This window comes from Pseudoalteromonas sp. ABV4_021, from assembly GCF_056159365.1.
The window spans coordinates 181,133-207,569 of sequence record NZ_JBSWVB010000002.1; the positions used below are offsets into that span (position 1 = coordinate 181,133).

General features: G+C 39.6%; 27 protein-coding genes and 1 pseudogene. 16 read left to right on the forward strand and 12 right to left on the reverse strand.

The features are described 5' to 3' along the window. Nucleotides 1-100 precede the first annotated feature (100 nt). Entirely contained in the window at nucleotides 101-838 is a 738-nt protein-coding gene (locus ACXAFE_RS15130; RefSeq protein ID WP_475154081.1) for a dienelactone hydrolase family protein, read from the reverse strand. Between the two features lie 68 nt (nucleotides 839-906). Further along, on the reverse strand, nucleotides 907-1,149 hold the full coding sequence (locus ACXAFE_RS15135) for a DUF2164 domain-containing protein (protein ID WP_475154083.1): 243 nt from the start codon (nucleotides 1,147-1,149) through the stop codon (nucleotides 907-909). Nucleotides 1,150-1,430: 281 nt separating this feature from the next. Between ACXAFE_RS15135 and ACXAFE_RS15140 the strand changes: the two genes are divergently transcribed. The 6 genes and pseudogenes from ACXAFE_RS15140 (at nucleotide 1,431) to ACXAFE_RS15165 (ending at nucleotide 8,721) form a co-directional block, all read left to right on the forward strand. Next, nucleotides 1,431-2,495 carry an efflux RND transporter periplasmic adaptor subunit gene (locus ACXAFE_RS15140; protein WP_475154085.1) on the forward strand — a complete coding sequence of 355 codons (1,065 nt, stop codon included), beginning with the start codon at nucleotides 1,431-1,433 and terminating at the stop codon, nucleotides 2,493-2,495. Continuing rightward, nucleotides 2,492-5,614, forward strand: a complete 3,123-nt coding sequence (locus ACXAFE_RS15145) for an efflux RND transporter permease subunit (protein WP_475154088.1) — start codon at nucleotides 2,492-2,494, stop codon at nucleotides 5,612-5,614. Before ACXAFE_RS15140 ends, ACXAFE_RS15145 begins: the two co-directional genes overlap by 4 nt. Nucleotides 5,615-5,743: 129 nt before the next feature. Further along, nucleotides 5,744-6,974: pseudogene (locus ACXAFE_RS15150) on the forward strand (TMEM143 family protein). A 70-nt stretch (nucleotides 6,975-7,044) separates the two neighbouring features. Continuing rightward, complete coding sequence (locus ACXAFE_RS15155; RefSeq protein WP_475154090.1) at nucleotides 7,045-7,497, forward strand: tellurite resistance TerB family protein; 453 nt, start codon at nucleotides 7,045-7,047, stop codon at nucleotides 7,495-7,497. Further along, nucleotides 7,472-8,392 carry a M61 family metallopeptidase gene (locus ACXAFE_RS15160; RefSeq protein WP_475154092.1) on the forward strand — a complete coding sequence of 307 codons (921 nt, stop codon included), beginning with the start codon at nucleotides 7,472-7,474 and terminating at the stop codon, nucleotides 8,390-8,392. Before ACXAFE_RS15155 ends, ACXAFE_RS15160 begins: the two co-directional genes overlap by 26 nt. A gap of 83 nt (nucleotides 8,393-8,475) precedes the next feature. Further along, nucleotides 8,476-8,721 (forward strand): hypothetical protein, encoded by a 246-nt coding sequence (locus ACXAFE_RS15165; protein WP_475154096.1) that lies wholly within the window; start codon nucleotides 8,476-8,478, stop codon nucleotides 8,719-8,721. On the opposite strand, the gene ACXAFE_RS15170 is transcribed toward ACXAFE_RS15165, so the two are convergent. Further along, nucleotides 8,722-10,434, reverse strand: a complete 1,713-nt coding sequence (locus ACXAFE_RS15170) for an alkaline phosphatase D family protein (protein WP_475154098.1) — start codon at nucleotides 10,432-10,434, stop codon at nucleotides 8,722-8,724. It abuts the gene before it with no gap. Between the two features lie 730 nt (nucleotides 10,435-11,164). Between ACXAFE_RS15170 and ACXAFE_RS15175 the strand changes: the two genes are divergently transcribed. Beyond that, a complete protein-coding gene (locus ACXAFE_RS15175; protein ID WP_475154101.1) occupies nucleotides 11,165-12,040 on the forward strand; it encodes a PKD domain-containing protein in 876 nt (291 codons plus the stop codon). A gap of 246 nt (nucleotides 12,041-12,286) precedes the next feature. On the opposite strand, the gene ACXAFE_RS15180 is transcribed toward ACXAFE_RS15175, so the two are convergent. After that, nucleotides 12,287-12,943: a nitroreductase family protein gene (locus tag ACXAFE_RS15180; RefSeq protein WP_475154103.1), complete on the reverse strand. Its 657-nt coding sequence runs from the start codon at nucleotides 12,941-12,943 to the stop codon at nucleotides 12,287-12,289. A 111-nt stretch (nucleotides 12,944-13,054) separates the two neighbouring features. On the opposite strand from ACXAFE_RS15180, the gene ACXAFE_RS15185 reads away from it, so the two are divergent. Further along, complete coding sequence (locus tag ACXAFE_RS15185; RefSeq protein ID WP_475154106.1) at nucleotides 13,055-13,990, forward strand: LysR family transcriptional regulator; 936 nt, start codon at nucleotides 13,055-13,057, stop codon at nucleotides 13,988-13,990. A gap of 81 nt (nucleotides 13,991-14,071) precedes the next feature. Further along, nucleotides 14,072-14,671, forward strand: coding sequence for a M23 family metallopeptidase (locus ACXAFE_RS15190; RefSeq protein WP_475154109.1), 600 nt, complete (start codon nucleotides 14,072-14,074; stop codon nucleotides 14,669-14,671). A 66-nt stretch (nucleotides 14,672-14,737) separates the two neighbouring features. Here the strand turns inward: ACXAFE_RS15190 and ACXAFE_RS15195 are convergent, their stop codons facing one another. After that, complete coding sequence (locus tag ACXAFE_RS15195) at nucleotides 14,738-15,091, reverse strand: RidA family protein (protein WP_054978771.1); 354 nt, start codon at nucleotides 15,089-15,091, stop codon at nucleotides 14,738-14,740. Nucleotides 15,092-15,245: 154 nt separating this feature from the next. Here ACXAFE_RS15195 and ACXAFE_RS15200 point away from each other — a divergent pair, with 154 nt between their 5' ends. Continuing rightward, on the forward strand, nucleotides 15,246-16,139 hold the full coding sequence (locus tag ACXAFE_RS15200; RefSeq protein ID WP_475154112.1) for a tetratricopeptide repeat protein: 894 nt from the start codon (nucleotides 15,246-15,248) through the stop codon (nucleotides 16,137-16,139). A gap of 122 nt (nucleotides 16,140-16,261) precedes the next feature. Here ACXAFE_RS15200 and ACXAFE_RS15205 read toward each other — a convergent pair whose 3' ends face one another. The 3 genes from ACXAFE_RS15205 to ACXAFE_RS15215 all read right to left on the reverse strand — a co-directional run bounded on the left by ACXAFE_RS15205 (nucleotide 16,262) and on the right by ACXAFE_RS15215 (nucleotide 17,702). After that, nucleotides 16,262-16,654, reverse strand: coding sequence for an MAPEG family protein (locus tag ACXAFE_RS15205; RefSeq protein ID WP_475154117.1), 393 nt, complete (start codon nucleotides 16,652-16,654; stop codon nucleotides 16,262-16,264). A gap of 2 nt (nucleotides 16,655-16,656) precedes the next feature. Continuing rightward, nucleotides 16,657-16,896, reverse strand: coding sequence for a DUF2960 family protein (locus tag ACXAFE_RS15210; RefSeq protein WP_054978849.1), 240 nt, complete (start codon nucleotides 16,894-16,896; stop codon nucleotides 16,657-16,659). Nucleotides 16,897-16,976: 80 nt separating this feature from the next. Continuing rightward, nucleotides 16,977-17,702, reverse strand: a complete 726-nt coding sequence (locus ACXAFE_RS15215) for a tRNA (adenine(22)-N(1))-methyltransferase (RefSeq protein WP_475154121.1) — start codon at nucleotides 17,700-17,702, stop codon at nucleotides 16,977-16,979. Nucleotides 17,703-17,773: 71 nt separating this feature from the next. On the opposite strand from ACXAFE_RS15215, the gene ACXAFE_RS15220 reads away from it, so the two are divergent. Continuing rightward, a complete protein-coding gene (locus tag ACXAFE_RS15220; protein WP_475154124.1) occupies nucleotides 17,774-18,400 on the forward strand; it encodes an NAD(P)H-dependent oxidoreductase in 627 nt (208 codons plus the stop codon). Here ACXAFE_RS15220 and ACXAFE_RS15225 read toward each other — a convergent pair. The 3 genes from ACXAFE_RS15225 to ACXAFE_RS15235 form a co-directional block, all read right to left on the reverse strand. Continuing rightward, entirely contained in the window at nucleotides 18,394-19,278 is an 885-nt protein-coding gene (locus ACXAFE_RS15225; RefSeq protein WP_475154128.1) for a dTDP-4-dehydrorhamnose reductase family protein, read from the reverse strand. The two genes, ACXAFE_RS15220 and ACXAFE_RS15225, sit on opposite strands and share 7 nt — an antisense overlap. Before the next feature lie 100 nt (nucleotides 19,279-19,378). Continuing rightward, nucleotides 19,379-20,479 carry a DUF481 domain-containing protein gene (locus ACXAFE_RS15230; RefSeq protein WP_475154132.1) on the reverse strand — a complete coding sequence of 367 codons (1,101 nt, stop codon included), beginning with the start codon at nucleotides 20,477-20,479 and terminating at the stop codon, nucleotides 19,379-19,381. A 75-nt stretch (nucleotides 20,480-20,554) separates the two neighbouring features. After that, a complete protein-coding gene (locus ACXAFE_RS15235; RefSeq protein WP_475154136.1) occupies nucleotides 20,555-21,022 on the reverse strand; it encodes a GNAT family N-acetyltransferase in 468 nt (155 codons plus the stop codon). Nucleotides 21,023-21,183: 161 nt separating this feature from the next. On the opposite strand from ACXAFE_RS15235, the gene efpL reads away from it, so the two are divergent. The 3 genes from efpL (at nucleotide 21,184) to ACXAFE_RS15250 (ending at nucleotide 23,844) form a co-directional block, all read left to right on the forward strand. After that, nucleotides 21,184-21,753: an elongation factor P-like protein EfpL gene (gene efpL / locus ACXAFE_RS15240; RefSeq protein ID WP_475154141.1), complete on the forward strand. Its 570-nt coding sequence runs from the start codon at nucleotides 21,184-21,186 to the stop codon at nucleotides 21,751-21,753. A 225-nt stretch (nucleotides 21,754-21,978) separates the two neighbouring features. Beyond that, nucleotides 21,979-23,145, forward strand: a complete 1,167-nt coding sequence (locus ACXAFE_RS15245; protein ID WP_475154147.1) for a nucleotide sugar dehydrogenase — start codon at nucleotides 21,979-21,981, stop codon at nucleotides 23,143-23,145. A 102-nt stretch (nucleotides 23,146-23,247) separates the two neighbouring features. Continuing rightward, on the forward strand, nucleotides 23,248-23,844 hold the full coding sequence (locus ACXAFE_RS15250) for a thymidine kinase (protein ID WP_475154149.1): 597 nt from the start codon (nucleotides 23,248-23,250) through the stop codon (nucleotides 23,842-23,844). A 76-nt stretch (nucleotides 23,845-23,920) separates the two neighbouring features. On the opposite strand, the gene rlmF is transcribed toward ACXAFE_RS15250, so the two are convergent. After that, nucleotides 23,921-24,808: a 23S rRNA (adenine(1618)-N(6))-methyltransferase RlmF gene (gene rlmF / locus ACXAFE_RS15255; protein WP_475154153.1), complete on the reverse strand. Its 888-nt coding sequence runs from the start codon at nucleotides 24,806-24,808 to the stop codon at nucleotides 23,921-23,923. Between the two features lie 124 nt (nucleotides 24,809-24,932). Here rlmF and ACXAFE_RS15260 point away from each other — a divergent pair, with 124 nt between their 5' ends. Beyond that, nucleotides 24,933-25,829, forward strand: a complete 897-nt coding sequence (locus ACXAFE_RS15260) for an alpha/beta fold hydrolase (protein WP_475154158.1) — start codon at nucleotides 24,933-24,935, stop codon at nucleotides 25,827-25,829. A gap of 159 nt (nucleotides 25,830-25,988) precedes the next feature. Then, entirely contained in the window at nucleotides 25,989-26,345 is a 357-nt protein-coding gene (locus ACXAFE_RS15265) for a hypothetical protein (protein WP_054978783.1), read from the forward strand. Nucleotides 26,346-26,437: the final 92 nt, after the last annotated feature.

Below are 26,437 nucleotides of genomic sequence, written 5' to 3' on the forward strand. Positions count from 1 at the left end.
TTCGTCTAAAAGTGTAAGGGTCTGTAAGAAAAGGTTAAAGTAAGGTTAATAATGTAGCAATGTAAACCTGATTACTACATTAATCTAACCTTGTTAATAATTACACTAATTTACGCTGAAATAGTGCAATGGCTTGTTGATACATTTGTATTGCAAGTGCGGCGTCGTAACGTTCACCTTCATCGCGCATAAACGCGTGTTGTGCGTTAACTTCTTGCCATTGAAAATTGATACCAGTTTGTTGGCATGCTTGATAAATTTTTATACGTCCATCCACTGGTACGTGTGGGTCTTGCTTACCAAAGATAAAGTGAATTTCACCGTTAATATCTGACATACGTTCTAGCGAATTATTACCTTCTTTCGCTGGCAATGTATTACTATGAATATCAGTCGCATACAAACAAAATGCCGCTTTAATATTAGGGTTTAATGCTGCGCGGTAGGCGAGGTGGCCGCCAATGCACACGCCCATAGCGCTAACATTACCTGTACAATTGGGTAATGCTTTTGCAAATTCAATTAAAGCAACTGTATCACTATCATGCGATTCAAGCGGCTTATTCCATTTATCTTGATTGCCTTTATCTTTACCCGCGTCATCGTAGGCAAGTACGGTACCGATTGGGTTTAGCTCGTGAAATACCTCAGGCACTAACACATGAAACCCATGGCTCGCTAAAATGGCTGCAGAACGCGCTATTGGCGCAGTTTGTTGAAAAATCTCTGAATAAAAAATGATGCAAGGGTAGTTGCCAGATTCAACAGGAGAATAACGATAAGTGCGCATAACGCCTGTTGCAGTTTTTATATCGTGCTGGTGGTTTGAAATGATCATAGTAAGTTTAACGATTGAATTTGAATAGAATTGTAATTTTTTATCACAACAATTGCATATGAATTTAATTAACGAATAGGCTTTTCAAGTTCGCTAAAACCATCATTTAGGGTATCAATTTTACTTTGCAATAAGGCTTGTGCATCGTAAATACCTTGGTTGTAAAAGGCGGCACCTAGTTCCTTTGCAATAAAGTCTAACAGAAAATCGGCATCAAATTGGCCTAGTTCAACGTCAAGTTCTTTATCAAAGTAATCTTGCAATTTGCTAATGCACTGTTGTTTATCGTGCTCGTTTAGTTTTATGGTCATATTTGGCTATGTTTGTAACTGTATGGCTGTTAATACTAAAGCGTGTTGCCTGTTACTGTCTATTGTTGCATCTGATTTTTGGCATTTAACCAAAGGTAAGTCATTGTAGTGTTTTGTATTCTTTTTAAATATTCGATTAAAAGTATAAATTCTAAGCAAATGTAATACGTTCAGACGTAAAATTGTGTATTTAGTCGCAAACAGGTGTGTTTTTGAGCGCAGATGTTTAAAATAAATAGAAATAATTATTATTAACATAAAGTGAGATAGCTATGTGTGTTGTGCGCTTAAGGTTAGCCTTAGCCTTTATCGTTTTATCCTTTAACACTTCGTTGCTAACAGCAAAGGAAATTGCCGTTGATTTAATTTATCCCCAAGTAAATCAATTTTCAGAGCAACTAGCGCTGTCGGGCACAATTAAATCAAAGCAAGATGCCAAAGTCACTGTATTACAACAAGGCGTCGTGGCAAAACTATTTGTAGAGGCCGGCGACCACGTAAGTGCTGGTGACATATTACTCGAATTAAACAACAGTATTGCAAAAGCCCAGTATCAGCAAGTGTTAGCAAGTTTAGAGGCAAGTGAAATAGCTTATCAAGAAGCACAACGTTTGTACCAAGAAGTCATTAAACTGTCAAAGCAGCAGGTGGTTGCAAAAACATTAATTGCTGAGCGTAAAGCAACACGCGCTAAAGCGTTAGCTGCTGTGTCTCAAGCTAAGGCGTTGCTTGCTGAGCGAAAAGAAATTGTAAATCGACATACGCTTCGTGCACCATTTTCAGGTGTCATTATGAACCGTTTTGCGGAGGTGGGTGAATGGGTAACGCCACAAGTCACTGTTTTTTCGTTAGTTGCAAACGACAAACTGCGACTTGAACTTGAAATTCCACAAGAATATTACACTAATTTTAAGCAAACGAATTTAGTTGCTAACATCACGCCAGATTTACAACACGCAAGCCAATTTAAAGCCGGAATTTCTAATGTAGTTGGCGCAACAAGCGAATTATCACGCACCTTTAAAGTATTTATTGATATTGATAAATCAATCGCACTCATTCCGGGTATTTCAGCAACGGCAACCATTGCACTACAGCAATCAGCACAAGAAAAACTATGGCTTCCAAAAACGGCACTAAAGCACCATCCAGATGGCGGATACAGCGTATTTTCTGTGACCGACAACGTAGCTAAACGTCATATTGTTAATGTGATTGCAGAGCAAGCAGAACGCATTGCAGTCACAAACGCACCGAGTAATCATGCGTTTGTAATGAGTGGTGTTGAAGCGCTTAGCGATGGTTTAAAAGTAACGGTAAGCTCCGTTAAGGGAAGTGCGCAATGATCACAGAGGCAGTAAAACGCGGCACGTTAGTTGCGGTTTGTGTACTGATCACCAGCATATTGGGATTAGTAACCGCGCTTAACATTCCGGTGCAAATGATCCCCGATCTTGAAGTCAGAACCATTACTGTGCAAACCGGTTGGCCTGGTGCGACACCACAGGATGTAGAAAAAGAAATCATTATTGAACAAGAACGCTATTTACGCGGCCTTGCGAACCTGTCACGGATGGTCTCTTACAGCGAAATGGGCTCTGCTAGCATTGAATTAGAGTTTCCGTTTGGTGTTGATGCCAACGATGCACTTATTCGAGTTAACAACGCGCTAAGTCAAGTTCCTGCATACCCTGAAAACGTTGACCAACCGCGACTGTTTTCAAGCTCGTTTTCTGGCAATGCGTTTATGTACTTTACGCTTAAACCATTGGCGGGTAACCCACTTGAGTTAGATGTCGATTTGCTACGCGATTTTGCTGAAGACTACGTGCGACCGCGCATGGAAAGTGTCTCTGGTGTTTCAGAAGTGCGAGTTGGCGGCGGTGCGCAAAGGCAAATTCAAATTAAAGTGAACGCACACCGATTAGCACAGCGAGGTATTAGTTTACCAGAATTAAGAACCGCAATTCGTAGCCGTAATAAAGATGCCTCAGCGGGTGATATTGAATCAGGCACAAGCCGTTATTTGCTGCGTGTAGTCTCGCGTTTTGAAAGCTTAAACGAGTTAGAAAACCTGATTATTGCACGTAAAAATGGTGCAAATATTCTGCTTAAAGAAGTGGCTAGCGTAACGCTCGACCATTTTGAAACACGTGGCATGTCTTTTTCCGATGGCGAACGTACATTAAGTTTATCGGTGCGCCGTGAAAGTGGCTCAAATGTATTAGCAATTAAAGATGCGATGTTACCGATTGTCGCTGAGCTCAATCAACAACTGCTGAGTCAAAATGGCCTAGAGTTAAAATTGATGAGTGATGACGTGAAATACGTACGCAGCTCGTTAAAAAATGTTTGGGTAAACTTGGCGCTAGGTGGTTTACTTGCAACCTTAGTCATGTATTTTTTCTTGCGTTCAGGTCGCGCCACATTGGTGGGTATTATCGGTATTCCACTTTGTACCATCGCTGCGTTTTTAGCGCTGAGTTTATTTGGCCGCACCATTAACGTTATTTCTCTTGCTGGTGTTGCATTTGCAATTGGCATGACGGTGGATAATACCATTGTTGTGCTAGAGGCGATTGTGCAAGCAAAGGTTAATGGCACCAGTAAACGAGACGCTGCAATTAACGGGGTAAAAGAAGTATGGCCAGCGGTACTTGCATCAACCGCAACAACCGTCATGGTATTTGCGCCGATTTTATTTGTGCAACAAGAAGCCGGTCAGCTTTATTCTGATATCGCTATCGCGATTTCAGGTGCCATTATCGCGTCTATGTTGGTTGCGATATTTATTGTTCCTACGGCTATTGCCAATATAGGTAAAAAACAAGAACTCAGTGAAGGTAAGCAGCTGCAACTGTCAAACAAGTGGCTAAAGCCGGCAGCTTGGTTGAGCAAATCAACGAAACGCGCGCGTATTGCTGTTGCCATTTTCGCTGTAGGTATTTTGGGTAGCGCACTTTGGTTTATGCCTGCCGCAGAATATTTGCCTGAAGGAGAAGAACCAAAAGCGTTTTCTATGATGATTGCGCCGCCAAGTTACAACTTGTCTGAAATGCAAAAAATTGGTAAAGAACTACGGGAATATTTTGATGGGTATATTCACGCTGATAGCGCCGATTTTATAGCCGGTAATGAGGCGATGCCACCGCTTGATTATTACTCTATGTCTGTATCGGTAGGGCGTATTTGGTTTTTAAGTGCGCCGGTTAATCCAGACCATATCAATCAAATGATGGAAGCGGTAACCGATAAATTCCGGTCTTATCCGAATATGCGCGCATTTAGTTCGCGCGGTTCAATTATATCAAGTAATGATGGTGGAACGCGTGCAGTTGCAGTGGATATTGCGGGCAGTAATATTATTGATTTATACGGCGCGGCAGAAGCCGTTTATGAGCAAGCCAATGTGGTGTTTGATAAGCCGCAAATAAACTCAGATCCCGGCTCGTTAGCGCTTGAGCAGCCGCTAGTTGAAATTAAACCGCGTTGGCAGCGATTAGCCGAATTGGGCATTAATAATAGCGACTTTGGCTATGCAATTGCGGCTATGAGCGATGGTGCCTATGTTGACGAGTTTATTCTAAACGATGACAAAATTGACATGTTTTTGTTTAGCGGAGCTGGCAATCGCCAAAATATGGCAGAGCTTGCCAGCTCTCCAATAGTAACGCCCTCGGGTAACATTTTACCGCTTCACGCTTTGGCTGACTTAACCAATTCAAATAACAGTAACTCAATTCGTCGTGTTGACGGTAATCGTACTGTGACTGTGTACATTATTCCGCCGCGAGATGTTGCACTAGAAACAGCGGAACAATTAGTGCGCAATGAGTTGTTACCAGCCCTTTGGCAGCAAGGTAAAATAGCGCAAGGCATAAAAGTGAATATTAGTGGCGCAGCTGACCAATTAGAAGCAACAAAAGAGGCCCTTTCAAGTAACTTTATTATTGCCTTGGCACTGAGCTACTTATTATTGGTAGCCATATTTACACATTGGCGCTATCCGTTATTTATTTTGGCAACAGTACCATTAGGCATGGCTGGCGGCCTATTAGGTCTTGTGTTCGTTAATGGCGTAAATAGCGTGTTGGGTAGTATTGGTTTAAGTAGTTATCACCAACCGTTTGATATGATCACCATGTTAGGCTTTTTAATTTTGCTTGGCACTGTGGTTAACAATCCAATTCTTATTGTTGATCAAACCCGCCGTTTTGTCGTTGAGAAGGGGTTAAGTGTAAAGCAGGCGGTTGAACAAGCACTTGAAAAACGCTTAATGCCCATTCTTATGTCTACTGCTACTACTTTATTTGGCCTAGCGCCGCTTGTGTTAATCCCTGGGGATGGCACAGAGCTTTACCGCGGGGTAGGTGTGATTGTAATGAGTGGTATTTTGGTTTCGACAATACTTACTCTGACATTCTTACCCGCATTACTTGTTGCTGTGGTAAAAGAAAAACAATAACGCATTTGCGTAATTGTGCTGTGTTTATAAAAGGCCCGAGTTTTCAGGGCCTTTTTTGTGTTTTGGCAATTGGTTTACTGCGCGTTAACAGGTACAGTTTAAAATATACCAATCTAGCTATCTAAAACCATGTCATTAGAGCGTTATATACCGTTTCGTAAGTCTGATGTTGTGAGCATGTGTCAAACACTGTTACCAACTGAAGAACACGCATCATTTAACGAGTTTGCAGAACTCTTTTCTAGCATTATTCATTTTGAATACCATAAACGATTAGAATTATTGAAAGATAATTATGCGCCGTTTGACCCGAACGCTGATACGCGTTCTTTAGCGCCATTATCTGAAAACGATAAACTCGCGTGCCAAAAAACGTTTCGCACAGGCCTTTAGCGATATTCTTAACGCGGCGAATTTTGAGCGGATCACCGACCAAGATTTAAAAGACGTGCTAAGCGAAGAATCACTTTTTAAAGTAAGACTTGAGGTAGCGTTTGATGATTTTGCTGAAGTGGTTTTTTATCGCCGCGGTGCCTCTCAAAAAGACGAAACATTACGCACTTGGTGGGGGCTTAAGAAACAAGCTATTCGCTTTAGCAATTATGAACGAGTTGCGGTGTTTATCCGTTTTAAAGACGAGGCATACTTTCAACACGCTAAAAAAACGCCATTGGGATTTGAGCCTGGTTCAACCATTATTAAGCTCTTTCAAAACGTACCAAAAGCTGATTTAGAAATGTTGTTTCCTAACAGCGAAGTGCGCATGAGGCCAATAGATAAAGTGATCATAAGTGCATCAGCAGCTGTTGGTGGCGCCGTTGTTTTGGTGACAAAATTAGGCGCGTCAATTATTTTGCTGGTTGCGCTGTTATCGTATTGGTTAGGATTACGAAGTGAAGGCGTGGAGTTTAGTCAGCAACATTTAATCAGTCTTGGGCTTGGTTTAGCGGTATTTGGCAGCTTTATTTTTAAGGAATGGACTAAATTTAAAAACCGAAAAATTAAGTTTATGAAAGCGTTATCAGATAACCTTTATTTTAAAAACTTAGACAACAACGCAGGCGTGTTTCATACCTTAGTGGATGCGGCTGAAGAAGAGGACTGTAAAGAAGCGATTATCGCATATAGCTTTTTACTTAACGCTGGCAAACCACAAAGCGCAGACGAATTAGACAGCGCAATCGAAAGCTGGTTTGAACACAATTACCAATGTAGCTTAGATTTTGAAATTAGCGATGCGTTAGCAAAATTAGAACGTTTTAAACTCGTTTCAGAACAAAAAGACGGGTATACCGCATTGCCTCTCAAAGATGCCAAAAAACAATTAGATAATTTATGGGATAACTTTTTTCAATATTAAGTGTCAAAACACATAACGTGTTTTAGTGTTTGTAATATCGTTTGATAAAACTGGTTTAGGAGTATGTACAGTGATAGCCCATTTAAAATCTCTACTATCTAAATTTAACGATTCCTCGGTAGAGTGCGCTGCCATTGACTTTGAAACGGGCTTGGCGGCTTTACTTGTAGAGGTGATGCGTGCAGACGGCAAAGTGCTCACTGAAGAGTTAGAGAATATTCAAAATACATTGATTCATTATTGTGAGTTAGAACTGGATGCTGCAAGACGCTTATTAACAAAAGCAAAGCAATTAGTTGAACAAGCCATTGATCTATACTCATTTGTTAACGTAGTGAACGAACATACTAGCGATATTGAACGCATTGAGATTATAGAGCTGTTGTGGCAAGTGGCATTTGCTGATGGTCAAGTTGATGGGCAAGAAGATCATGTTATTCGTAAAATCGCCGGTCTAATGTATGTTACCCACGCTGACTTTATTCAGGCCAAGATTAATGTTGATGAGAGCAGAAAACAGTAAATTTAAGCGAACCATAAACTTATACAAAGCGGTTTTTTTCATTTTTGCCTTTAGTGCATACGGCGCAGAAACTGTCACGCTGCATAACTCAGATACACAAGTGACGTATAAAAATTTGTCATCACTTTCAGTCTCTCACCAAACAAAGGTAAAAGCGTGGTTAAATTTTGGCATTAATGCGAATAAGCGTGTGTTGGGTTCACCGCAACAAGCGCATTACTACTTTGATTTAAATCCTCGTTATTTTGCCACTGAACCCGTACCTTGGGCGCGTATTAATAGAGGTGTTTTTGATTCCGTAGAGCTTCACTTTTATCGTTATGCATCGCTTACAAGCTTAAAACAAGATTGGACCTTGTATCATGAACTCTCTCACCTTTATCATCCGCTCTTTGATTACAAAGATTTTTGGCTAGCTGAGGGATTGGCGACTTACTTACAAAATCGCGTTATGTTGCACAATCAACTGATCAGTCATGATGAATTTATCCACCGCATTAGTGCGGGATTACAGCGCGGTAAACTTAATACTAAACAAAATAAAGGCCAATTAAATAACGTAAGTGATAACATGTGGCAACGTAATGCGTATCAGCGGGTCTATTGGACCGGTGTTGCGTTTTTTATCGAAGCTGAATCTCAATTGAAAGCGCAAGATAAACCCGATTTAGTGTCACTAATCAAGCAATATCAAACGTGCTGTCGTGAAAACGAGCAATATGCAAGTGAACAGCAAGCCAAACAGTTTTTGCAATCGCTTGATAGATTATCTCGCTCAGGTATTTTTACGTCGCTTTACCGTCGTTATCAAACACGCGAAGACTTTCCGGTAATTTCAAAATCTCAAATAGCTTCGCTAATTACGCCTTTTACACCTAAATCGCAATTGCAATAAGTAAGTTCATTTAAGGTTAACTTTTGACCTGTTAATTTTTCTTTTGAAAGTGTTTAAATACAAAGCGTTTTAGGAAAACTAAGATGAATATGCAATTAAGCCGTGAAGAATTAACCATGTTATTAGGTGATAACAATCAAGTCGATACTGTGAATGTTGAGCAAAATGACGAGCTGTCATTAATTATCTCACGCTTTGAAGGGTTACAGTTGGAGTTACACAATCTATTGTGTCGCAACGTTGAAAAAGGCGATAAAGCTGCATTGTTACAACAACTTAATCGCCTGACAACATTAAATAATGAATTTATCAATGAACTTAATCACTAACTATTTAGCGAGTACTTCAGTCATTTGTGAACTCATTTGATAGTCACTTTGATGTACGCTTGATAGTAAATGCCATTCGCTATGCGCTTTTTCAGTGGTAAATGTTACTGTCATAAAACCACGCTGATGGATATTGGCATACTCTAGGTCGTCTACTAACAATTTAAGCGCTTCCGCAAATTGTAATGCCATTTGTTCCGGTAGTTGTAGGTAGTATTCAAGTCCTGGCGAGCTTACAGAGCTTGTTGCAAACTCATAGCCACACACATTACCTTTCCCATCTTTTAGCTGTCCACCCCATGCGTTGTGAGTATCGCCTGCAAGCGCAATTAAGTTCTTATTAAATTCATTGGCCGTTTGTAAAATTAACTCGCGCTCAACTGGGTAGCCATCCCATGCATCAAGATTGTATGGCGCCAAAGTGGTAACGCGGGCTTTTTCCATTTCCGTTAGGGTTGGATCGCTTGCCAGTAATCGACCTTTAATTTGCGCAAGTTCTGTTAGTGTTTGAGCTGTTTGTGCACTCGGGTTAGCCAGTTCAGCAAGTAACTCTGCTGGAATATGCATACGATTCATTAATACTTGCTGGCCAAGCACTTGCCATGTTGCGTTTGAGTTAATCATGCCATCTTGTAGCCAAATTAATTGGTCAGTACCAATTAGTTTTTGCGTTGGCTCGATTAAATCTAAGATAAAGCGGTTACTATCAATTTGACCGGTTACTGGATCAATGTAGTTTGCATAATCTAACGGTTTTGCGCGACTTTCATGGCGGGTATCTAGCATATAAAGCGATACCAGATCACCATATTCAAATTGGCGATACAAACTTTCTGTTTGCCCCTTTACGTACGGGCGAATTGGCATCCATTCAAAGTAGGCTTGTAATGCGGCAAGCTTACGTGCTGTAAAATCACCTTCGCCATCGTTATGGTTCTCTGCACCGTTTTTAAATGAATCGTTGGCAACTTCATGATCATCCCATACCGCAATAAATGGGCTATTGGCATGAAGCTGTTGTAATGATGCATCACTGCGATAAAGTGCGTAACGTTTGCGGTAGTCTTCTAGGGTGATAATTTCGCCCGCATTATCGTCAGCTAGTTCACGGCCAAGCGCTTGTGCATTTTCTGTGGCATAGCCGCCCATACCGTATTCGTAAATGTAGTCGCCAAGGTGTAATACTGCATCAATATCCGTTAACTTGGCTGCTTCTGCGTAGGCGTGGAAATAACCTGCAGGGTAGTTGGCACATGACATTACAGCAAATTTAACTGAATCAACCGAACCTTGTGGTAGGGTTTTGAATTGACCTGTTGGTGATACTTCATTTTCGGTGACAAAACGATAATAGTACTTGCTACCTGCGTTAAGGCCTGCAAAGTCAATTTTTACCGTGTAGTCGTTTGATGCCAATGCAACAACGCTTTGTTGCACTCGGTTAATGTCAAAATTTTCGTCATCAGCAATTTGAAGTGTTAAATTTACCCCTTGCGGCGAACCACTAGGGGTAACGCGTGTCCAAAGGATTATTGCATCACTAAGTGGGTCGCCACTAGCAACACCATGATTAAAATTAATGGCAAAATCGTTTTCAGCAAGCTTGTTATCGTCGTCGCTGTTACAACCAGTAAGTGACATCGCAATTGTCGCGGCGCCAAGACCATACATAGAGGCTTTTAAAAAATTTCGGCGTGAGAAGTTGTGACTCATAAGGTGACCTTTTGTTTTTTTTATTATCATAGCTACCATATATGACAAATTTAGGTCTGGTCAAACCTCCAACCACCTCATTGTTAATGGATGTAACAATTTTATTATATAATTCCTATGCTTATTGAGATAACAAGATCACAACTCTTACAAATACAGTTAGAACGATAACGTTTTGATGTGTCGTCAACTATTAAGTTGTTTTAAGTCGCACGTTATTTAGCGTTGCTCTGACAAAGTGCTGTATATAACTTCGTTTACTTCATCGCTGTGAATACTAACTAAATACGCACAACCCAATACGCAGCTCACATTATACCTTTTACTTTATTTATCCGGTTTGGGGGTAACAACAGGCAAGGTTACCTAGCCAATGAATTGACAATAGTTCAAAGAATAAAAACTGGTGGAAAATAGCGTCTATCTGTTTTAATTGCTTTCTTATAATTGAATTCAGCGCCAAACAATTCTTGTACGCCATATGGGGCATATTCAGATGAACGTCATAATAGTACGCTTAAGTGTTTATACTCATAATTGCAAATACGAAGTTTTAAATTTTTTAATATGAGACATAAAGTTAAGTGATTTTGTTAGTCGATAAGTACGCGTTTAAATATAGAAATACGTACCGTAATTTCAAAGTTCACACTTATACCGTTAGCTATTTAGGAAAGTAATGCTAGGGCGGGCGTACCCTTAAAGCTGCTCAAAGCAAAAGGAAGTGAATATGTTTTGCAAATCAAGCAAGGTTGGTATTTCCCCAAACATTAGAAAATATTTTGCAGTAGCTCTGACGCTTGTGTTCTTATCAGCATGTGGCGTTACTTCACATGATAAAGGGGAACCGTTACATACTGAATCAAATAGTAAATTACCGTATGTTGATGCAGGTCCAGACCAAACTGTAAAAGAGCTCTCAACCATAACGCTTAGCGGTAGCGGTTCTGATAGTGATGGCTCGATAGTAAGTTACCAATGGACGCAAACATCAGGTAAAACGGTGTCTATTGAAAACCCAAATCGTCCAGATATTTCATTTCGTGCTCCAAAAGGCATTACCGAGCAGCAAATCACCTTACAACTTACCGTAACGGATAATGAGGGGGCGACTAACACGGATTCATTAATTATTACTGTTGTACCAATGACCCCAGAAGAAGCGGGGTTAGCACTTAGAAAGGCCATTAAGAACGCCGGCTATTTAGCCAAAGTTGTCACCTTACCGCCTAAACCTGACAGAGAGCTGGCAATAGTCACGGTTGAAGGCATAGACACGAATAATAACGGCACCAGAGACGATTTAGAACATATAACTTATCAGGGTTTGAATATGTTAAAAGGGGTTAATTTAGATACATATAACCACATGATATCTATTATAAATATGATTCAGCCACCGGCTAAAGCAGTGAAGAATAGTATTAGTAAAGTGGCCATTTATTGTGCCTATCGAACTCTGCCTGAAAATGTAAAAAAGGAGATGCCTTTAAGGTTTGTATATATGCTTGTACTTAATACGCGAGCCCGAAAAACAGCGCATGCCCGTTCGGTGATTTCAGCGCCGCGGAATTTAGGCCCTGAATTATGTGAACCAGCGGAATAAAACGCTTTTACGTTTTTACTTTTGCATCATGGCTCACGTTTAACACCGAGAAAATGGAAGATACGTTTAAGTGTGCAAACGCAAGCATATAGGGTTTAGCACAATTGTGGTGTATTTAGATGTATCATCAATTAACTGGAGTATACGTAACGGACCATAACATGGTCTACCGCTAGAACTTTCAGTTTAAAAAGCGCAGTTTTATTAACGTGCGCTTTTATTGATAACGTTACGAAGATTATTCGATTACAAAATCGTAATTACTTGGTCTTGTGCTAAACGTGATTTTGGTAAAGTGGCGTTGTAATCTTCGCTTTCTTCATGGTAACCAATCGCAAGCGCAACTTCACAAACGTAACCGTTTAATTCATCGGCAAATAATTCGCTGATCATCTCTTTATCAACGCCTTCCATTGGTGTTGAATCAATACCTAAACGCGCTACTGTGTGCATTGTATTGCCCAGTGCAATGTAAGTTTGCGCCTTAGTCCAATGTGCGTTGTTACCATGTTCATCCGTATTTAAATCAACAAATGCGAACGCACCGAACGCTTGTTCTTTATTTTTAGCTAATGTACGGCCATTTTTTATATCAGTATCAATCACCTTTTCATAATCGCTGCGGGCATATTTAGGGTTATAAGCGAATAGTAACGTATGAGATGCTGCCTTGATGTGAGGCTGATTAAACTGGAACTTGTTAACAAATGTTTGATGCATGCGTTGTTTCGCTTCATCAGAACTAATCACAATAATTTTCCAAGGTTGTGAGTTAATTGACGATGGAGATAAGCGAATAGCTTCTAAAATAATATCTAAGTCTAATTGTGAAATTTTTTTACTCGCATTGTAGCGTTTGCTTGTATAACGACGATTTAGGTCGGTAATAATTGGGTGTGTCATTGATTGCTCCTAACAAACAAGGTGCTGTTAAACTTGAGCCAATTGTAAAACTTGATTATTTAAATAAAAACACGGTAATGTTTGAATCATTATCAAAAAATATTAGTTAATATGTTAATAGCCGATTTAAAACTCATTTTAAAAATTGCTGAACTTAACAGTATTTCTGCTGCGGCAGTATCCCTTGATATGCAGGCAGCAACAGCCAGTGCAGCGTTAAAACGTGTTGAGGCTGAGCTTGGTGTCGAACTGTTTGTTCGTACTACCCGTCATTTGAGGCTGTCAAACGCCGGTGAGCGCTTTTTACCACAATGCAAAGAAGCAATAAATTTACTCTCTATCGCAAAGCAAAATATTAAAGCTGATAATACAGACATTGAGGGCGAATTACGCGTTGCTTTATCGTCCGATTTAGGGCGAAACATTGTAATACCTTGGCTCGATGAGCTACTTGATAGTTACCCAAATTTACGTTTGCGCAGTCATATTAGTGACAGCAATATCGATTTTTATCGTGACTCAGTTGATTTGGCGCTTCGTTATGGCAAGCCAAACGATACAAACTTATATGGTTTTAAAATTTGTAATATCCCAAAGCTACTGTGTGCAACGCCCGAATATTTAAGCCAAAATGGCGAACCAATTAAACCGTCTGATTTACAAGCGCATGAAGGGCTTTTTTATCAGCTACAAGATCGCATCAACGACACTTGGGAGTTTTTAGATAACGACAAGGTAATAAAAGTAAAAATGAAAGGTCGACGTGCGGCTAACGACGGAGATTTGGTGAGACGATGGTGTTTAAAAGGCAAAGGCCTTGCCGTTAAATCAGCAATAGATATTGCCGACGACCTCATTGAGGGCAGAGCAGTGACATTAATGCCTAAATTCCCCCATAAAAGTACCGAGTTGTGGCTTATTTGCCCAAGTAGACAATCAATCACCCCTGCTGTGCGATTAGTGCGAGATGAGTGCAGAAAACGAACGAAAGCACTGCTGCAAAAACTGATAGATAAAGGAATATTGACGAAAAGCGTACTTGATTAGTTATTTGAGTTAAAAAGAAAATTACGTTTAAACCTTTTTGATGGTGTGCTGCGACAAATAAAGTCAAAAGGGAGAATTACAATGAACAAATTAGTACACGCAATTTTTTTAACCTTATCTTTGTCGGCATGTGCAGAACAAGCCGTAGACTGTTCGGTATTTGACGAACAAGCAAAATCAAAATACATCTTGCCATTTCAAAAAGGGGAATCCTATAAAGTGGAAGTTGCGACCGGCCATTACCGAGCAAGTAATGGAGGCGTAGGATTGTATGCAGTTGATTTTAATATGCCTATAGGTACAACAATTGTTGCAGCTAGAGCGGGTGAGGTTGTAGCCGTTCGCGAGCAATTTGAAGATTGGAACGGGAAAGATTTAGCTGAGAACTTTGTCTTTATTAAGCATGCTGATGGCACTGTTGCGCGTTATTTTCACCTAACTCATTTAGGCGCTTTGGTAGAAGAAGGTGAGCAGGTAAAACAAGGTCAGATTATTGCAAAAAGTGGTAACACTGGGCAATCTGGTGGGCCACATTTGCATTTTGATGTGCAAACATGCGGGCCAAATTTACCACCACACTATAACCAAAAACCATGTGGGCAAACGTTACCCGTCGTTTTTAAAAATACCAAGCCCCATCAATGCGGTATTGAAGTTGGAAACGTATACAAAGCGATATAGTGCGTAATAAAAATGAATAACCACTAACTTGTGGCTGTGGTTATTCAAAAGTGGAATTTATTAAAATTAGTCTTTTTGCGCCGCGATAACAGATACTTCCACTAATAACTCAGGGCGCGCCATTGCAGCTTCAACGCACGCTCTTGCAGGTGCATGACCTTCTGGTACCCATGCATCCCATACTTCGTTCATTTCTTTGAAATATTGCATGTCTTTAATATACACAGTTGCGCTTAACATATGTTCGCGACTGCTACCTGACTCAATAAGTAATTCATCAACTTTATCGAGCATGGTTTGCGTTTGTTCTTTAATATCTTTAGTGGCATCTGCACATACCTGACCACATAAATAGACTGTTTTATTGTGAATTACGATGCGGCTCATGCGCTGTTTTGTTTGCATGCGTTGAATGGTCATATGGGTTCCTAAACCTTGGTGATGTAAATTGGCAAAACTGTAGCAAAACAAACAGGTAATTAGTATTGAAAACACAATGAAAGTTATAAAACATGGGTGTAGCTTATAACTGAATTGTTATATATTAGTGGCTCAAATTAATAAGGCTAACTTAATGAAATTAAAATTTATCTTACTGTTCATTTTTACAACTTTGTGCTTTGGGGCGTTTGCAAATGAATCAAAACCAATGACAGAGCAACAGCAAGAAAAGGCAATAAAAGAACTCAACGAACCGCTGTACCGTCCGCTTTTAGAGCGCTACGTATTAGACGAGCTGAAATCGTTACGACAAGACCAGCAAAAGCTGCGTGAAGACACAACAAAACAAATTACCCATACGGAATTAAGTGCAGCAGACAGAGCGCTTGATTATACCAATGACACTATAAACAACGTGATGTTTATTATTACTGCAACCGCGACAATTTTGATTTTAGTTGGTTGGAACTCGCTGCGCGACGTAAAAAATAAAGTAGAAAGCATTGTTAATGAACGGGTTAAAAGTATTACCGATGAGTATGAAAGCCGTTTAGGTGTGCTCGAAAGTGAATTAAAAGAGCGCTCAGAAGAGATTATTAATAACCACCGGAAAATTACCATTACCAACGAAGTACATTCGCTATGGATGCGTGCAGCATTAGAAAGCGATGTTAATTCGAAAATTGAAATTTACGATGAAATTTTAAAGCGTAAACCTGATGATGTAGAAGCGATTACCTACAAAGCTGACGCATTATTAGAGCAGGGTAAAACTGTTAAAGCGATTGCTCTTTGTAATCAAGCAATTGAAGAAGAAGAAGATTACGGTTATGCCTATTGGCAGCGTGCGTGTGCCTATGCACAAGAAAATCGTTTAAGTGATTCAATGGATGATTTGCATATGGCGCTTAAGCTATCGCCGAATTTAAAGAACGAGCTAGTAAACGAAGTTGCGTTTGAAAACTTACAAGTGTTACCAGCATTCTTAAAATTGTTGGACGATGCCGGTGTAAAACTGGGTGAATAATCGCAATTAGCATTCGCTTAGTTACGCGACATTACGCGATATCAGTGTGGGAAATTTTCAATCTGATATCGCGTTAGCCGATAAAACTACTCAAAAATCTGAGCCTACTTTATCTCACTTTGTTAGCTTGGTTGAATACTCACTATCATCATTGCAATTGGGCAAATTAGGCCAACAAGCCATACGCTTGAACGTAACACATGCCAATTTACGTAGTAACACACACAGTATAAAACTCGCGCTATCAAATAAATAATTGCCAGCGTTTCAGTGGTGCTTGTGATGGTGTTTGAGGCAAAAACAACTACCAATGCAATAGTAAAAATAAGCAATGACTCAAAGCTGTTTTGATGTGCGGCTAATGCGCGAGCACCAAACCCCGTAAGCTTACTTTGTTGTGCGCGCGGATGACGGTTGTCATAGCCATCGAGCTTGTTCATTGCAATTGCGACAGGTGCCTTTGCTAAATAGGGAAGTAACGCGGCAATAATGGCGCAAACGATGAGTGTATTCATAATTACTCTTTAATAAATGTGATGTTAGTGACACCCAGCTTTCTAAAGTATTCATCTCTAAAGTTACGAATTGCGGCTTTGTCTTTTGCGTACAACGTTACTTGATGCTCCATTTTGGAATACTCCGCAATATCGAATCCTTCTGCCGCGGCGATTGCCTCAAACATTGAATTATATTTGTCTTGTGCGAAGTTAATTAACTTTTGCTGCTGGTTATATGTGTATTGAATTTTCTTAGCCATGTGAAACCTAAGGAATAAATTTACCTGCATTGTACTTAACAGGTAAACGGGTTGATATACGTACGCGCTAATTTAATCGATTAATTGCATTTAAGTTTATTTGCTAATGCTTGGTACGCATATAATGCGCTCAGTGCGTCTGAACTATTTCGGCTTACCTTTTGATAGTGTGTGATTAAGCGATTGAGATACTGCGATTTTTCGCATTGTTTAGTTCTATGCCATAGTTTGTCGCCAATAGGGGGTATGGCAACACCTTGGTTTTTATTGCGTGTTACGTGCAGAATTTCGTAAAACCGTTTATTTTCTGAAATAAGCGATTCATCTATCAATCTGTAGTTTAATGCAATTAATTGCTGACGAAGTGTAAAAGTATGATGCACTGGGCAAATGATAAACTCGAGCACTAAATCACTAAAGCGCGCCGTTAATTGTTGAATAAATTCTGCCGCTAAATCACCGCCCACGCCCGCAATAATGATGAGGTGACGGCCTTGGTATTGATCAAGGGGAAGATCGTTAACACTTATTGTATGGCACTGCCAATTTTTATTATGCAACTGCTGAGAGTCAGCCTGCGTACTTAGCCCATTTTCCACGCCTTTCATAATGTGCGTAGAAATATCAACAAAGTGTATGGTGCTAGATGGGTTACTTGAGAGTAAAGCCATGCCTAAGTAGCCGTGATCACAACATGTATCCCAAATATGGTGATATGGATTTTTGATTTTATTGGCGATGGATTGCAGGCGGTAAGATAATGGCATAACGAAAATAGGCGAAATAATAAACTTAAACAGCTGCATTTTAACAAGTTATCATTTATAAATCCCAACTCTATGTGTATATTGTATCCACTTTTGGTGTTGGAGTTAATATGAAAATTGTGATTGTTAGTGGAAGCGGTCGACCTAATTCAAATAGTTTGCAGTTAGCAACCAAGATAAGCGAACACTTTGCACGATTAGATATTGAATTTGATTTAGTTGATTTAAGCGAAATGACGGCACTATTACATCATTACGAAACGCATAATGATGCAGTACTTAATAAGCAAAAAGCGCTACTTCTTGAAAAATTATATTCAAGTGATGGCATTGTGATTGTAGCACCGGAGTGGGGCGGTATGTTGCCGCCGGTGCTACATAATTTTTTACTGCTCAGTGCTTATGGCTCTGCATCTGGCTTTCCACTCGGTCATAAGCCTGCGTTAGCCATTGGAATATCAACGTCAGGCGGTGGGCATAATCCAGTTAGTTTATTAAAAGGCTATAGTGCTAAAAATTCACACTTGGTTTGGTTACCTTTTCACGTGATTATTAATAATGTAGATGATTTTATTATGAGTTTTGCTGAAAAAGATAACACGCTTTGCAATAGGCAAAAAACCCTATTTTCACGTTTAGAAGTTGGCTTACACGCGCTAGTAATCTATGCAACACAGCTCGCCCCAATTCGACGCGAGCTCACTAAGCTTTCGATTAAACACCCATTTGGTCAATGAGTTACTAAGGGTTGTATACACGCAATAAAGGCCTGTTCAAATGATCGGCCATGACAGATATTGAGTTGTTTTAGTCGACTATCTTGCAGGGCACAGTTATGTGGTCTGCTTGCAGCTTGACTTGGTTCGTTTATTGGCGAAAGTGTTGTTTCATCGATTTCAAGTTGTTTTGCTGCAATACGCGCTATTTGATACTTGGTATATGCTTGATTATCTGAAACGTGGAATATGCCACCGTTATCTGTGTTGGTTACTTGGCATAAGTCAACAAGCGTTAAGGCGATGTCGTCAACATGGGTGGGATAACGAATAGCCCAATTGTCATGCGAACTATTTGATTGTTGTTTAACTTGCTGTGCAATAACCGTAATTGCCGACTCGCTCAAGGTTTCAACTTGACCATAAAGCACAGGCACACGAATAACGCTATGTGCTTTGGATGTGCTTAAAACTATTTGTTCCCCTTGCGCTTTTGTTTCACCATAAAAATTAAGCGGGTTTAACGTATCACTTTCACTGTATGGCGGCGCTTTTCCGTCAAATACGTAGTCAGTACTGATAAAAAAGAATTGTGCGTTAATACGAGTAGCTTCTTTAGATAGATGCTCAGTTACTGAAAGGTTGAGGGCTTTGGTATGAGCGTGGTTATTTTCGCATACATCTGGTTTTCGCTCAGCTGCCGCGTGAATAATAATATCGGGTTTAGTGTCATCAAGAAATTGCGTTACCGTCATATGCTGCGTTAAATCTAACTTAACGATTGGGCTTTGTGCGCGACTAAATCCTGCGCCGATTACATCAAAGCCGTTTTCGTTAAAAATACGCATCAGTGCTCTACCAAGTAGGCCTGTTGCACCTGTTATCAAAACTTTTTTCATGATTTTCCTAACACTTTTTTGGGGCAACTAGTGTAAAACAAAGCACGGCTTAACCCCATTTACTAAGTAAAGCTTAATGTATCAATTTGTTAAGCGCTGACTAAAACTCGTACCCTAGGCTAACAACAAATCGATAGTCATTTTTATCTGGGGTTGATGTGTCGGTCGGTTTAGGGTTTTCGATACGGTCTAAATAGAATGTGAGGTCTAAATCAAAGTCGCCAATTAGGTCTACCTCAAAGCCAGCTTTAAGGCGATGAATATATTCACCAGCCTCTTCACTTACAACTTTTACTTGGTAGTCGGCGTCAAACTCAATGTCTTTGGTTATATCCCACTGAACGGCGGTACCTAAGTTTAATACACCAGATGTTTCTGTATCGTCTTCACCAGCTTCAACTGTAATGTAATTAGTTGATTGATAGCTGGGGCCTGCACTGATTTCCCAAACAAAATTACCAATATCAAGTACCTCATAACCTACACCGAAACCTAATGTATGACGATTGTCTATGTTGCCAAGTTCATCAGCGAAATATTCATAATCGGCGACGCGAATAAAGGTTTTGGGAGAGAAGAACCAATCGAAACTACTTGAGAGTCTTTGGTCGTTGGTGGTCTGTTCTTTTTTACCGGTATCTTGACTTACTCTTTCGCTAAAATTACTAACAAACTCGCCAGATAAACGCGTTGTAGCGGTACGTCTTTGGGCTTCACCGCTTAATGTGTAGTCAGATTGTTCAGAATTACCTCGGCGAAAATTAGTGCCAAAGTTAATCTCGCCGTCCCAATAATCAAGCTCATTACCATCTGCAGAAGCGATTGATAAAAGATTATTTACTGCAATTTGTTGCTTTTTCTGACCATTGGTTAGCGTTAGCTGTTTGTCTTGAATTACAAGCTTGCCAGTTAACACCGTGCCATCGTTCAAACGAATACTTTGATTGCCTTTGGTATAAAGCTCAGCAACATCATCGATATCGATTGTTTGTATGCCGAATTCATCTGAATCAAACTCGATGTCTTCGTCATATAAGGTAATTAAGTCGCCTTTTATCCACTCGCCTGAGGTGGTTTTAAGCCAATCATATTGTTGCTTAAAGTCTCTGTTAGCGGGTCTCCAAAGAGGGCTTGCGCTTGCGTCAGAGACGAACGGACACAACAGCGATGTGGTTAATAATAAAAACGAAATAGCTTTCATAAAAACGTCCTGTTAAATATCTTCCATATTCTGAGTGTTTTCTTATTGTGTCTGTGGCCAATAATCAACTTGTAGTTAGCTCGCCGTTGATAACGGTAATTCCATAAAAACACTGAGCGGGTTATCACGATAACGACCGAAACATTCGCAACGCTCAAAACCAAGGCTCTCATATAGGTTGATTGATTCTGTTTGTTTACTACCCGTTTCCAAACGTAGTAATGGGATCTGCGCTTGGCCGGCCCAGTACATTAAGTTTTGCATAATGCGACGAGATAAGCCTTTACCACGGTGCGTTGGTTTAACATAAACACGCTTAATTTCGCCATACAGGCTTGATTCAAACTTCTTTACAATCGCACCGCAGGCGATAATACCTTCGTCTGTTAACAAACCAATCGCGTGTACATTGGGTTGGTTTAATTCAGATAAATCTAAAGATTGGTCACTTGCAATTGGGTAGAGTGAATTCATAAGGCGGTCTATTTCAGCAAATAGACTAATTACATGTGAGTCGTTGGCATCTAACGAAACTAACTGCATAGTGTCCTCTAACAACTTTATTATTGTGCTTTAGATACGTTGGGGCAAATAATTAAAAATCAAGTTAACAAAAAATACAAGTTTGATTTTCATCATTATGTATTTACTAACAGACCATATTTTTGTAGGGTCTGCATAAATTGACACAATGAGAATTAGAAATGCCTAAAGCAAGTGAAATTAAAAAGCATGCAGCCATTGATTACAACGGTCGAGTGATGATTGTACGTGACATTGAACGTTCAGTTCCTCAGGGGCGTGCAGGCGGCAGTTTATACCGTATGCGTATGTACGATGTTGTAAATGGCGGTAAAGTTGATGAAACATTTAAAGCAGATGAAATGTTAAACTTCGCTGATTTAAATCGTCGCCCAGCGGTATTTTCGTACGTTGATGGTGACGAATACGTGTTTATGGATGAAGAAGATTACACGCCATACAACTTAAACAAAGAGTCAATTGCAGAACAACTTTTGTTTATCGATGAAAATACCAAAGGTTTATTGGTCGTAGTGGTTGAAGGTAGCCCGGTATCAATTGATTTACCGTCAAGTGTAGAGCTGGTAATTGAAGATACATCTCCTTCTATAAAAGGTGCTTCAGCAAGTGCTCGTACAAAACCTGCAACAATGACAACAGGTTTAATCATTCAAGTGCCAGAGCATATTTCAGCCGGTGATAAAGTAAAAATTAACACCTCTGAGCAAAAGTTTATGAGCCGCGCTGAATAATTCGGTTTGTTTTTGAAAAAAGGCTTAGCAAGGGTGCTAAGCCTTTTTTGTTTATATAGCGGTATGGCAACATAATACGTTAACTATCTTATTGTATTTTAATCGAAACGTGTTTGCGTGATTGCCATTTGGTAATTAAAATTAGGGTATTAAATTTTACGAGCAATACACTTTTCAATCTCTATTACTGTGGAAACGACCCTAATTGGGCATTAAAGGATAACAATGAATATTACGATCGCAGGTACTGGCTACGTTGGACTATCAAACGCGGTTTTATTGGCACAACATAACTCAGTAATCGCTTATGATATTATCGATACGAAAGTTGACCTGATCAATCAAAAGCAATCTCCCATTGCAGATCCTGAAATAGAGCATTTCCTTGCAAATGAAAAATTAGATTTAGTTGCGACAAGCGACAGTAACAAGGCGTTTGAAAATGCAGATTACGTTATTATCGCTACACCTACGGATTATGATGAGGTTACAAACAAATTTAATACGTCGTCTGTAGAGGCGGTTATTCATGAAGTTAACAAAGTTAATCCTTCAGCAATAATGGTAATAAAGTCAACTGTGCCGGTTGGTTTTACTAAACGCATTAAGCAAAAGTTATGTACTAGCAATATTATATTTTCGCCTGAATTCTTACGTGAAGGTAAAGCATTATTTGATAATTTACACCCGTCACGCATTATTGTTGGTGAAAAATCAGAACGGGCACAAAAATTCGCTGAATTATTGGCGCAGGGCGCGTTTAAAGAGGACATTGATATTCTCTTAACGGGTTCTACAGAAGCAGAGGCAGTTAAGCTGTTCTCTAACACTTACTTAGCAATGCGTGTGTCTTATTTTAATGAACTTGATACTTACGCTGAAAGTCACGGATTAGATACGAGGGAAATTATTGAAGGCGTAAGTTTAGACCCTCGAATAGGCAACCATTATAACAACCCATCGTTTGGTTATGGCGGTTACTGTTTACCAAAGGACACCAAGCAGCTTCGCGCAAATTTTGAAGATGTACCAAATACACTGATTAATTCAATCGTTGAATCTAACACTGTACGAAAAGACCACATCGCATTTTCAATTATTAACAAGCAACCAAAAGTAGTCGGTATACATCGTTTGATTATGAAAAGCGGTTCCGATAATTTCAGGGCGTCTTCGGTACAAGGCATTATGAAACGCATTAAAGCCAAAGGAATCGAAGTGGTGGTGTATGAACCTGTGATGCAAGAAGAATCCTTTTTTAACTCACGTGTCATTAAAGACTTGGAAGAGTTTAAAAGAATATCGGATGTAATCGTATCAAATAGAATGGAGCCATGTTTGAAGGATGTTGCTGACAAAGTCTATACACGGGACCTCTTCGGTAGCGATTAAGCTTTAAATAGTCACTTTTTAAAAGCAGTCATTTATGATTTTGAACTAGCGAAATAATGCTAGTTCAGATAGCATTAGCGTTTTTGCTCACTTGGATAATTCATGGCTCAGCTGTACTTTTATTACTCTGCAATGAACGCAGGTAAATCAACCACGTTATTACAATCGGCATTTAACTACAAAGAACGTGGAATGGAGCCATTAATTTACACCGCAGCAATTGATACACGCTATGGTGAAGGGAAAGTGAGTTCGCGTATCGGCTTAGTCGCAGATGCATCTTTGTTCTCGCCTGAATCTAATTTATCCGACGAAATTGCTACGCGGCATGCAGTTAAAAAAGTTGATTGTGTACTTATTGACGAGGCCCAGTTTTTAACTAAAAAACAAGTAGAAGAACTGTGTATCGTTGTTGATAGGCTAAATATTCCAGTATTGTGTTATGGATTACGCACCGACTTTCTCGGCGAATTATTTGTTGGTGCTCAGTATTTACTGGCGTGGGCAGATAAGTTAATTGAATTAAAAACCGTGTGTCATTGTGGGCGAAAAGCCAATATGGTGCTTCGTACCAATGAACAGGGTGTACCGATCACCCAAGGTGAGCAGGTTGAAATTGGTGGTAACGACCGATATGTGTCTGTGTGCAGAAAGCACTATTTTGAAGGGCTTGAAAATCAAGTAGCAATCCCGAATTAGCATCAATTATCTTAATTTATTAAACCAAAAGGCTTGTGAATGTATCGCAAGCCTTTTTTGTTTTACCCCAATACGGTTAGGTAGGTGAGTTGTTAAAACGCCAGCACAATACATGCATTACTTTTTGGCCGTGGGCTAATGGCATTACTTTAACCTCAGAATTAGCAAAGCGAGATAATTGCGATTTAAGCTTTGACAAGTTCTCTTTTTTTGAAACAAGCGATGTAAACCAACCTACCTGCTCTTGATAGTCAACGCTTTCGTTAACCATTTTCGTAAGAAACTCGATTTCGCCGCCTTCACACCACAACTCAGCTTTTTGACCTGAGAAATTAAACCCTTTGTTTTCGTGTGAGAGGTTTTTCCACTTTCGTTGGTTAGCTTTTTCAGCGTTATCTAACGAACTATGAAATGGTGGGTTGCAGCAAGTGATATCAAAAAAGTCGTTTGCGTTAATTACACCATGGAATATGTTGTCAGTTGATTTTTGCTGGCGTAATTTTACGGGCAACTTATTAAACTGTGCTAAGTTCTTAGCTTGTTTAATGGAGTTTAAATCGATATCGGTCGCTACCGCTTTCCAACCATAAATCTTGTTGGCTAAAATCGGGTAGATAAGTGATGCCCCCGTACCAATATCAAGTAACTGCGTGTTTTTTCCAGTTGGTACATCGCCGTTATTTTGTTCGGCGAGTAAATCTGCCAGCGTGTGAATTAAATCAGCGCGTCCTGGTACGGCAGGGCATAAGTTTGTGTCTGGAATATCCCATACAAGTAACTGGTAATCTACAACTAAAAGCGCCTGGTTAAGTGCCTTTACCGCTTTTGAATCGCTAAAATCAATCGTCGTGTTACCAAACTCATTTTTGATTAAGTAAGGTGTAAGTATAGAGCTAAGTTTCGCAAGCTTTGCTAAATCATAACCATTGAGGTGAATATTTCGCGGGTGATGTTTTTTTTCCATCGTTATGGGGCAATTCAAAAGTGTTACATAACGCTGATTTTAACATGCCAGCCTTTGAACGCTTGTATTAATTCATATTTGTTTTTACTATCGTTCTGGTACGACCAGGTTGAAGGCAATACTTATGATTACACAAGCGTCACATTTCGTTCCTTTAATAAATGGTGACAAAGTCCATTTGCGTCAAATTTATAAAGACCAAAACGGCCCTATTGTCTTTTTTATGCATGGTGCTGTTGAAAATGGTCGCATTTTTTATACCCAATCAAACAAAGGATTAGCGCCGTTCTTAGCAGACGCTGGTTTTAATTGTTTTGTTGCAGACTTGCGTGGCCGCGGGTTAAGTGAACCAAAAATCTCCAAACATAGCAGCACAGGGCAAAGGGATTCTATTGTTGAAGAAATCCCAGCGATGTTGGAGTACATTAAAGACTATTCTAAACAGGCTATTGCTTATTTTTGTGCACATTCATGGGGTGGGGTATTACTTAACTCTGTATTGGCACGATTCCCAAATTACTTAGATGGTTTAAAAGCTTGCGCTTATTTTGCCTCTAAACGAACCATATATAACCGTCACCCATCAAAATACATTCAAGCGAATTTAGTATGGTACTTAGTTTCCCCATTGTTGATTAAAAGATATGGTTATTTACCTGCAAAACGCTTTAAGTTTGGGTCAGATGACGAAACCCGTTTGTCACATAAAGAAGGGGTTGAATGGGTAAAGAAAAACCCTTGGGTATGTCCGTTTGATCAATTCGATTACGGTAAAGCACTTGAACACGTTTCGCTTCCGCCTGTTTTACATATTGGCGCAGTAAATGACAAAGCGCTAGCACAACAAGTTGATATAGAAGCGTTTATCAAAGAGAGCGGAAACGGTGAGCAAGTACTTAATATGTATGGTAAACGCTACAACCACACAATTGATTATGACCACATAAATATTCTGACGTCGCCATTTGCAAAAAAAGAAACTTACTTAGATACATTAAATTGGTTTAATCGATTTAAATAAATGAAACACAGGGAATATAGCGGTTGAAAATGGCGAGCTGTTTAAAACATTGTGCTTGCTTTTTTATAATTGAGTTCTGCTTATTCCTTATTTTTAGTACAAACAACTTTTTACAGATTTCGCTTATACCTTTTCTGAATGTTGTGCGAAAATGTAATTATGCGTACGATGAAATATTTCCATAAAGCACCAGTTCGTGTGCTTAAAATCAAACAGCAACGAAGTCGCTTGAAAGTGCGCCGTCAGATGTTGCAAGTTAAGCATGCGCTTGCACAAGAAAAGCAAGAAACCATCGATATGCTGATCACCTATCGAAATTACACCCAAGGCAAAGCAAATAAGGCAGAATTAAAGCAAGCAAATCAACAGTTTCTTGATGTACTTAAAGGCGTTGGTTTAGGTATTTTTGCAATTTTACCCTTTGCGCCTATTACCATTCCATTAATTGTAAAACTCGGAAAACTTGTTGGTGTTGAAGTATTGCCCAGTGCTTTTAACAAAACTGATAATAAATAATTTTAAAATCGCCTATATTGCGCTGAAATAACAGGCGCTGTCCTATTAAATTCTATCGTGAATGTAAGACAACGCGAACCATAGTTTGTTAT

Coding starts and splice junctions, on each gene's coding strand:
- ACXAFE_RS15130 (WP_475154081.1), bottom strand. CDS start 838: ATGATCATTTCAAACCACCAGCACGATATAAAAACTGCAACAGGCGTT.
- ACXAFE_RS15135 (WP_475154083.1), bottom strand. CDS start 1,149: ATGACCATAAAACTAAACGAGCACGATAAACAACAGTGCATTAGCAAA.
- ACXAFE_RS15145 (WP_475154088.1), top strand. CDS start 2,492: ATGATCACAGAGGCAGTAAAACGCGGCACGTTAGTTGCGGTTTGTGTA.
- ACXAFE_RS15160 (WP_475154092.1), top strand. CDS start 7,472: ATGTTGATGAGAGCAGAAAACAGTAAATTTAAGCGAACCATAAACTTA.
- ACXAFE_RS15165 (WP_475154096.1), top strand. CDS start 8,476: ATGAATATGCAATTAAGCCGTGAAGAATTAACCATGTTATTAGGTGAT.
- ACXAFE_RS15170 (WP_475154098.1), bottom strand. CDS start 10,434: ATGAGTCACAACTTCTCACGCCGAAATTTTTTAAAAGCCTCTATGTAT.
- ACXAFE_RS15175 (WP_475154101.1), top strand. CDS start 11,165: ATGTTTTGCAAATCAAGCAAGGTTGGTATTTCCCCAAACATTAGAAAA.
- ACXAFE_RS15180 (WP_475154103.1), bottom strand. CDS start 12,943: ATGACACACCCAATTATTACCGACCTAAATCGTCGTTATACAAGCAAA.
- ACXAFE_RS15185 (WP_475154106.1), top strand. CDS start 13,055: ATGTTAATAGCCGATTTAAAACTCATTTTAAAAATTGCTGAACTTAAC.
- ACXAFE_RS15190 (WP_475154109.1), top strand. CDS start 14,072: ATGAACAAATTAGTACACGCAATTTTTTTAACCTTATCTTTGTCGGCA.
- ACXAFE_RS15195 (WP_054978771.1), bottom strand. CDS start 15,091: ATGACCATTCAACGCATGCAAACAAAACAGCGCATGAGCCGCATCGTA.
- ACXAFE_RS15200 (WP_475154112.1), top strand. CDS start 15,246: ATGAAATTAAAATTTATCTTACTGTTCATTTTTACAACTTTGTGCTTT.
- ACXAFE_RS15205 (WP_475154117.1), bottom strand. CDS start 16,654: ATGAATACACTCATCGTTTGCGCCATTATTGCCGCGTTACTTCCCTAT.
- ACXAFE_RS15210 (WP_054978849.1), bottom strand. CDS start 16,896: ATGGCTAAGAAAATTCAATACACATATAACCAGCAGCAAAAGTTAATT.
- ACXAFE_RS15215 (WP_475154121.1), bottom strand. CDS start 17,702: ATGCAGCTGTTTAAGTTTATTATTTCGCCTATTTTCGTTATGCCATTA.
- ACXAFE_RS15220 (WP_475154124.1), top strand. CDS start 17,774: ATGAAAATTGTGATTGTTAGTGGAAGCGGTCGACCTAATTCAAATAGT.
- ACXAFE_RS15225 (WP_475154128.1), bottom strand. CDS start 19,278: ATGAAAAAAGTTTTGATAACAGGTGCAACAGGCCTACTTGGTAGAGCA.
- ACXAFE_RS15230 (WP_475154132.1), bottom strand. CDS start 20,479: ATGAAAGCTATTTCGTTTTTATTATTAACCACATCGCTGTTGTGTCCG.
- ACXAFE_RS15235 (WP_475154136.1), bottom strand. CDS start 21,022: ATGCAGTTAGTTTCGTTAGATGCCAACGACTCACATGTAATTAGTCTA.
- efpL (WP_475154141.1), top strand. CDS start 21,184: ATGCCTAAAGCAAGTGAAATTAAAAAGCATGCAGCCATTGATTACAAC.
- ACXAFE_RS15245 (WP_475154147.1), top strand. CDS start 21,979: ATGAATATTACGATCGCAGGTACTGGCTACGTTGGACTATCAAACGCG.
- ACXAFE_RS15250 (WP_475154149.1), top strand. CDS start 23,248: ATGGCTCAGCTGTACTTTTATTACTCTGCAATGAACGCAGGTAAATCA.
- rlmF (WP_475154153.1), bottom strand. CDS start 24,808: ATGGAAAAAAAACATCACCCGCGAAATATTCACCTCAATGGTTATGAT.
- ACXAFE_RS15260 (WP_475154158.1), top strand. CDS start 24,933: ATGATTACACAAGCGTCACATTTCGTTCCTTTAATAAATGGTGACAAA.
- ACXAFE_RS15265 (WP_054978783.1), top strand. CDS start 25,989: ATGCGTACGATGAAATATTTCCATAAAGCACCAGTTCGTGTGCTTAAA.